General features: G+C 70.0%; 6 protein-coding genes. 2 read left to right on the plus strand and 4 right to left on the minus strand.

Annotated features, from left to right (window positions below; genetic code table 11):
- Positions 1-70 precede the first annotated feature (70 nt).
- The 4 genes from Ate02nite_RS48480 to Ate02nite_RS48495 all read right to left on the minus strand — a co-directional run bounded on the left by Ate02nite_RS48480 (position 71) and on the right by Ate02nite_RS48495 (position 2,743).
- The gene (locus Ate02nite_RS48480) at positions 71-418 is read right to left on the minus strand and encodes a tyrosine-type recombinase/integrase (RefSeq protein WP_239148260.1); all 348 of its coding nucleotides are present in this window, start codon (positions 416-418) and stop codon (positions 71-73) included.
- A gap of 67 nt (positions 419-485) precedes the next feature.
- A complete protein-coding gene (locus Ate02nite_RS48485) occupies positions 486-1,280 on the minus strand; it encodes a helix-turn-helix domain-containing protein (protein ID WP_203814804.1) in 795 nt (264 codons plus the stop codon).
- Between the two features lie 37 nt (positions 1,281-1,317).
- Positions 1,318-1,875 carry a carboxymuconolactone decarboxylase family protein gene (locus Ate02nite_RS48490; RefSeq protein WP_203814805.1) on the minus strand — a complete coding sequence of 186 codons (558 nt, stop codon included), beginning with the start codon at positions 1,873-1,875 and terminating at the stop codon, positions 1,318-1,320.
- 61 nt (positions 1,876-1,936) lie between these two features.
- Positions 1,937-2,743: an SAM-dependent methyltransferase gene (locus Ate02nite_RS48495; RefSeq protein WP_203814806.1), complete on the minus strand. Its 807-nt coding sequence runs from the start codon at positions 2,741-2,743 to the stop codon at positions 1,937-1,939.
- 141 nt (positions 2,744-2,884) lie between these two features.
- On the opposite strand from Ate02nite_RS48495, the gene Ate02nite_RS48500 reads away from it, so the two are divergent.
- Together Ate02nite_RS48500 and Ate02nite_RS48505 are read left to right on the plus strand one after the other, a co-directional pair.
- Positions 2,885-3,508 (plus strand): helix-turn-helix transcriptional regulator, encoded by a 624-nt coding sequence (locus Ate02nite_RS48500; protein WP_203814807.1) that lies wholly within the window; start codon positions 2,885-2,887, stop codon positions 3,506-3,508.
- A 590-nt stretch (positions 3,509-4,098) separates the two neighbouring features.
- Positions 4,099-5,406: a cytochrome P450 gene (locus Ate02nite_RS48505; protein WP_203814808.1), complete on the plus strand. Its 1,308-nt coding sequence runs from the start codon at positions 4,099-4,101 to the stop codon at positions 5,404-5,406.
- The last annotated feature ends 27 nt before the right edge of the window (positions 5,407-5,433 follow it).

A 5,433-nucleotide genomic window follows, 5' to 3' on the forward strand; every position in this document is an offset into this window, starting at 1 on the left:
GGGGCGAGTCTTGGATTCGGTCCCTTGCCGCGCCTGGTGTCGCTTGCATCCGGATACACGCGTTCGCGCCTCAGGCGGGGCGCAACTCCGCACATATACCCGACTCGGGAAGAAGACTCGTGGTGCAGCCTGCCCAGTTCCGCAGCACCCTTGGCTGGATCTCGGGCGCTGTCATCAATTCGGCGATCCGGTCCGTGGCCTGCAGACGCCTGCCCACCCTGACCCGGGCGTAGTAGCGCATGAGCGTGGCCGGATCATGGCCGAGCCGCTCAGCGACCTCGTGGACGCCATAACCGGCGTCGAGAAGGGTCGACGCGATCAGATGCCGGATCTGGTGCGGGCCGATCGGCCGGACCTTCGCCGCCAACAGGCCGGCCAGGATTACGGCTGCGGTGGCGGCCGAGGCCGCCTTGGTCATCATCATGAGTTCGAAGCCAGGGAGGCGCGGCCGGCCTGTAGCCCCTCGCCAGAGGGAGTAACGGGGGTCATTCCGCGAGCGCGCGTGCGTTGTCCCGCGTGATGTCGTTGGCCGGGAAGAAGCATTCGATGCGCAGCTCCTGCACCGTGATGTCCTGGGCCGTGCCGAGCGTCGTCACCGTCGAGAAGTAGTCGAACCGGCGGCCGTCGCGGGCGTACTGGATGGGCACGACCGGCGTCGTGGGCACGGTGGCGTCCAGCGACCGCAGCGAGGGCGGCACGCCCGGGTAGGCCAGCACCTCCCGCAGGACGGTCTGTGCCCGCTCGTCGGTGATGCCGCCGATGGCCTCGCGGCGCGCCCGGCGCACCAGTGCCTGGCACACCTCCGGCCAGTTCGTCACGTAGCGCCGGACGCCGTCCGGGTGGAACATCCGGCGGAGGACGTTCGGCGGCCCTGGGACTGCCGCGTCGTGCCCGGCCTGCAGAAAGCGGAAGAAGCGGGCAGCCGCGCCGTTGGCCTGCCGGATGTTCCAGTCCCGATCGATGACCAGGGCCGGGTAAGGCTCCTGCTGGGCCAGGATCGCGTCCAGGGCGTCGCGGATCGCGGCCAGAGCCGGCACGTCGAGCGCCGACTCCGGGTAGACCGGCGCGAAGCCCGCGGCCAGCAGCAGGATGTTGCGTTCGCGCAACGGCACATCGAGCACCTCGGCCAGCTTGAGCACCATCGCCCGGGACGGCGCCGACCGGCCCGTCTCGATGAACGACAGGTGCCGCAGCGAGACCACCGAGCCGGCGGCCAGCGCGAGCTGGCTGAGCCCACGAGCGTTGCGCCAACGCCTGATCAGCGGGCCGACCTCGGGCATCGTGCCAGTATGCGTCATTTCCGGTGTCCCCCCGGCTTCAGTGTTTCGGCTCCCACGCGTGCTCGCGCAGCGGCTCCTCGAGCGGAAGGTCGGCGACGTTGGCCGCATAGTTGGTCATCGTCGAGATCGCCACGCCGGTGACGACCTCGAGGACCTGGTCCCGGTCGAAGCCGGCGGCGCGGAACCCCGCCAGGTCGGCCTCGTCCAGCCGGCCTCGCCGCTCGATGAGCGCCCGGCTGAGCGCTGACAAGGCGGCGAACCGCGGGTCGGCCGGAAGCTCGCGCTGCCGGATCGCGGCGACCTCGGCCGGCGGCACACCGTCGGCGAGGGCCTCCAGCGTGTGGAACGCGACCGCCCAGGCACAGTTGTTGGTCACCGCGTTCGACAGCAGCACCACCTGCCGCTCGGCCCCGGTGAAGGTTCCCTCGCCCCGGAAGTGGCCGAAGGCCGAGAAGAACGAGCTCATCAGGGGCGCCGAGTTCGCCATGACGCCGGCTGCGCCCGGGATGAAGCCGAAAGCCTCGTGCAGGGACGCCAACGGTTGCTTGGCGTGGCCCGGCGCCGTGTCGATCGTGTGGATCGGAAAGTCGGTCATGCCGGCAACTCTGCGCCGGCGGCCGCCGCCCAACAATTCCCTCGGAGGTAAAACCCGGGCGTCATCCGACGAGGGCGGCGCCGGCGTACATGGCCGCATCCGCAGCGGTCGAACGCACCCTCGGCTCGTCGTCGGAGTGCCACTGCGGAGTCGGCACGATGCCGGGCGGAATCAGGCTCGTCCCCTCGAAGAACCGCGCGATCTCGGTCCGGCTGCGCAACCGGCTGGGCACCCCGCTGCGCAGGCCGGCCTCCTCCACCGCGGCGGCCGTCTCCGGGGACATGAAGTCGGCCGTGGCGTGGCTGACAACCAGCCAGCTGCCGGCCGGCAGAGCTGAGACCAGGTCCCGCACCACCCGGTACGGCTGGTCGGCGTCGCTCAGGAAATGCAGCACGGCCAGCAACGTCAGGCCCACCGGCCGGCGCAGGTCGAGCGTGGCCCGCAGCCTCGGATCGGTCAGGATCCGTTCCGGGTCGCGCAGGTCCGCCTCGAGATAGGCGACGGTGCCCGCGCTGCCGTCGGCCAGCGTCCGGCCGTACGCTCCGACGATCGGGTCGTTGTCCACGCAGACCACCCGCGAGTCCGGCGCGATCGCCCGGGCCACCTCATGCGTGTTGCCGGCGCCGGGGATCCCGGCGCCGATGTCGAGGAACTGCCGGATGCCTCGGTCCCGAGCCAGGTGGGTGACCGCGCGGCGCAGGAATCGGCGGTTCTCCACGGCGGCCGTGCGGATCGCCGGAAGCAGGGCCGCGATCTGGTCACCGGACTGGCGGTCGGCGGCGAAGTTGTCGTCTCCGCCGAGCCAGTAGTTGTAGCGCCGGGCGGGATGAGCGACCGTGGTGTCGATCCGTGAGTCTTTGCTTCTCATGCCGGCGAAGTTAGGCGGGCGTCGCGGTCGATCGGTGGCCAATGACCATGCCGGTCACGTTTTATACACCTAAGAACAGTGACTCCATCGATTACTCTCTTATCCCGGAAAGAGAGCAGGCTTCCATACGGGGGGATAGCCGTGAAGCACGTTCGAGTCGCCGTAGCCGCCAGTGGTCCCATCAACGAAGCGGGAATTGTCAGCCATTTGACATCGCGGCCCGACCTCCAGGTGCTGCCGAACGAGACCAGCCACGACGCCGACGTCCTGGTGATCGAAACCGAGCAGCTTTCCGCCGACATCACCGCCACGCTACGGCGCTGGGCGGCCGACACCGGCGTGCCGGTGGTCCTGGTGATCGGCGACATCGACGACGGCGAGCTGCTGACCGTAACGCGGTACGGCGTGCTGGCCATCCTGCCCAAACGAGCACTCACCGCCGAACAGCTGACGCACAGTGTCCGTACGGTTGCCCAAGGTGGCGGGATGATGCCGCCCAGCCTGGTCGGCGGCCTGGTCCGGCACCTGGAGAAGTTCCAGCGGGAGGTGCTGGCGCCCAGCGGGCTGCACGCTGCCGGCTTCCTCCAGCGCGAGGTGGACGTGCTGCGGCTCATGGCCGACGGGTTCGACACGAATGAGATCGCGAGCAAGTTGTATTGCTCCGAGCGCACAGTGAAGAACATCTTCTCCCGGATGTCGCAGCGCCTGAACCTGCGTAGTCGTTCGCACGCCGTGGCGTACGCGCTGCGCACGGGCGTCATTTAGCGGTCATCGTCCCTCGCGCGGGGGACTTCAGTGGGCCGGCCCGTTCCTAGCATCGATCTCATGACCCTCGATTCCGGCGTGCTCGGCCGGCTCCAGACGTTGCCGGCCGGATACCGGGACGTAGCGATGGCCGCGGTGGTGGCGATCCTGTCGTTCACGCCGGGCCTCGCCGACAACGGCACGGTGCTGGGGCTGGCGGACCGTGCACCGGTCGTTCGACCTGGTGGCGGCCGTTCTGGTCGGGGCGCACGCGCTGCCGCTCGCGGTGCGCAGCCGGGCTCCGAGGTGGTGCCTGGGCTGCAGAGCGCGACGTCGATGCAGGTCTCCGAGCGTGCGGTCAAATACGTGCTCTGGGGCCTGATGCGACGGTTCGCCCGCGTGGAGTCAGCCGGCCAGACCCTTCTCCTCCGGCACGAAACCCACTTTGACGCCGAGTTCGTAGCTCGGGCCAGCATGGGACCGAACTTTGCCGGCAGCCAGAATCCCGGCGTCGCGCCCGAGGTTCACCACCTCTTGTACTTAAGGGCGTGTGCATGGGCCATGAGGTCAGCTTGCAGCCGTTGCGCCCGCAAAGGGCGTTCATTGGCCCGATGCGATCTGCGGTCCGGTTGTCGGCGGCGACGGCGTTCGGCGCGTTCCGCCGCGACGCGCTCGGGCTGTTCGCGGAGGTCGCCCGCGCGCCCGACGGGGTGGCCGTCACCGGTCTATGGGGTCGTGAGCTGGTGTTCATCACCCACCCCGACCACGTCGCCCACGTAACGCGGGACAACCATCGCAACTACACCAAGGACGCGCCGGTGTACCGGGCCGCCCGCCCGTTTCTCGGCTCGGGGCTGACCGTGTCCCCGGGTGGTGAGGACTGGCTACGCCGCCGCCGGCTGGTCCAGCCCGCGTTCAGCCTGGAGTCCCTCGCGAACGCCGCGCGCATTGCCGAGGAGTGCGTCGGCGACCTCGCCGATCGGTGGGCGACCGAAGCCGGCGCCATCGTCGACGCGGCGAGCGAGATGACCGCTCTCTCCATGCGCCTGGCCTGCCGCACCCTGTTCGGCGCGGAGATGACCGCGGCGACCGTCGCCGTCGCAGCCGACCTGCGGGTGGTGTGCGACTTCGTGGTGCAGTACCTGGCGCGGCCGTTCCCGCCGTTGTTTGTGCCGACCAGGGCCAACCGGCGCTTCCACGCCGCCATGCGGCGGGTCCGCGCCACGATCGCGGGTCTGGTGGCTCAGCGCAACACTGACCTGATCGCCCGGCTCGTCGCCGACCGCGAATCCGGCAGCTCCACACCGGACCAAGTGGCCGACGAGCTGCTCGGCATGTTCTTCGCCGGGCACGAGACCCTCGGGCACACGCTCGCCTGGTGCTGGCACCTGCTGGCCGGGCATCCGGAAGCGGCGGAGACGTTGCGCGGCGAGCTCGACACCGTCCTGGCCGGACGCCCGCCCACCACGGCGGATCTGCCGGCCCTGGAGTTCACCCGCTGGATCATCGAGGAGACGATGCGGCTATATCCGGCCGTGTGGATCACCATGCGCCGGGCCGTGGCGGCCGACACCATCGGCGGATATCCGATCGCGTCCGGATCGTGGCTGGCGTGGAGCCCGTACGTCGGAAACCGGCACCCGGACGTCTGGGAGCGGCCGGATGACTTCTGGCCGCAGCGCCACGACGGCGAGCATGGCCGGGGCGCCGCTCATCGCCGCCATTCGCTGGCCCCGTTCGGGCTGGGGCCACGCTCCTGCCCGGGATCGAGCCTGGCGATGATTCAGGCCGGCCTGACCGTCGCCACCGTCGCCCAGCGATGCCGGGTTGCGCCCGGGAGTGACGCCTCGGCACGGCCCGATCCGTCCATCACTCTACGTCCCTCCGGTGCGCTGCCGGTGCGGCTGGCCGTCCGATGAGCAGATACCTCACCGGCGCCTTCGCCC

This window comes from Paractinoplanes tereljensis, from assembly GCF_016862435.1.
GTDB lineage: Bacteria > Actinomycetota > Actinomycetes > Mycobacteriales > Micromonosporaceae > Actinoplanes > Actinoplanes tereljensis.

Coding starts and splice junctions, on each gene's coding strand:
- Ate02nite_RS48495 (WP_203814806.1), bottom strand. CDS start 2,743: ATGAGAAGCAAAGACTCACGGATCGACACCACGGTCGCTCATCCCGCC.
- Ate02nite_RS48505 (WP_203814808.1), top strand. CDS start 4,099: ATGCGATCTGCGGTCCGGTTGTCGGCGGCGACGGCGTTCGGCGCGTTC.
- Ate02nite_RS48490 (WP_203814805.1), bottom strand. CDS start 1,875: ATGACCGACTTTCCGATCCACACGATCGACACGGCGCCGGGCCACGCC.
- Ate02nite_RS48480 (WP_239148260.1), bottom strand. CDS start 418: ATGACCAAGGCGGCCTCGGCCGCCACCGCAGCCGTAATCCTGGCCGGC.
- Ate02nite_RS48485 (WP_203814804.1), bottom strand. CDS start 1,280: ATGCCCGAGGTCGGCCCGCTGATCAGGCGTTGGCGCAACGCTCGTGGG.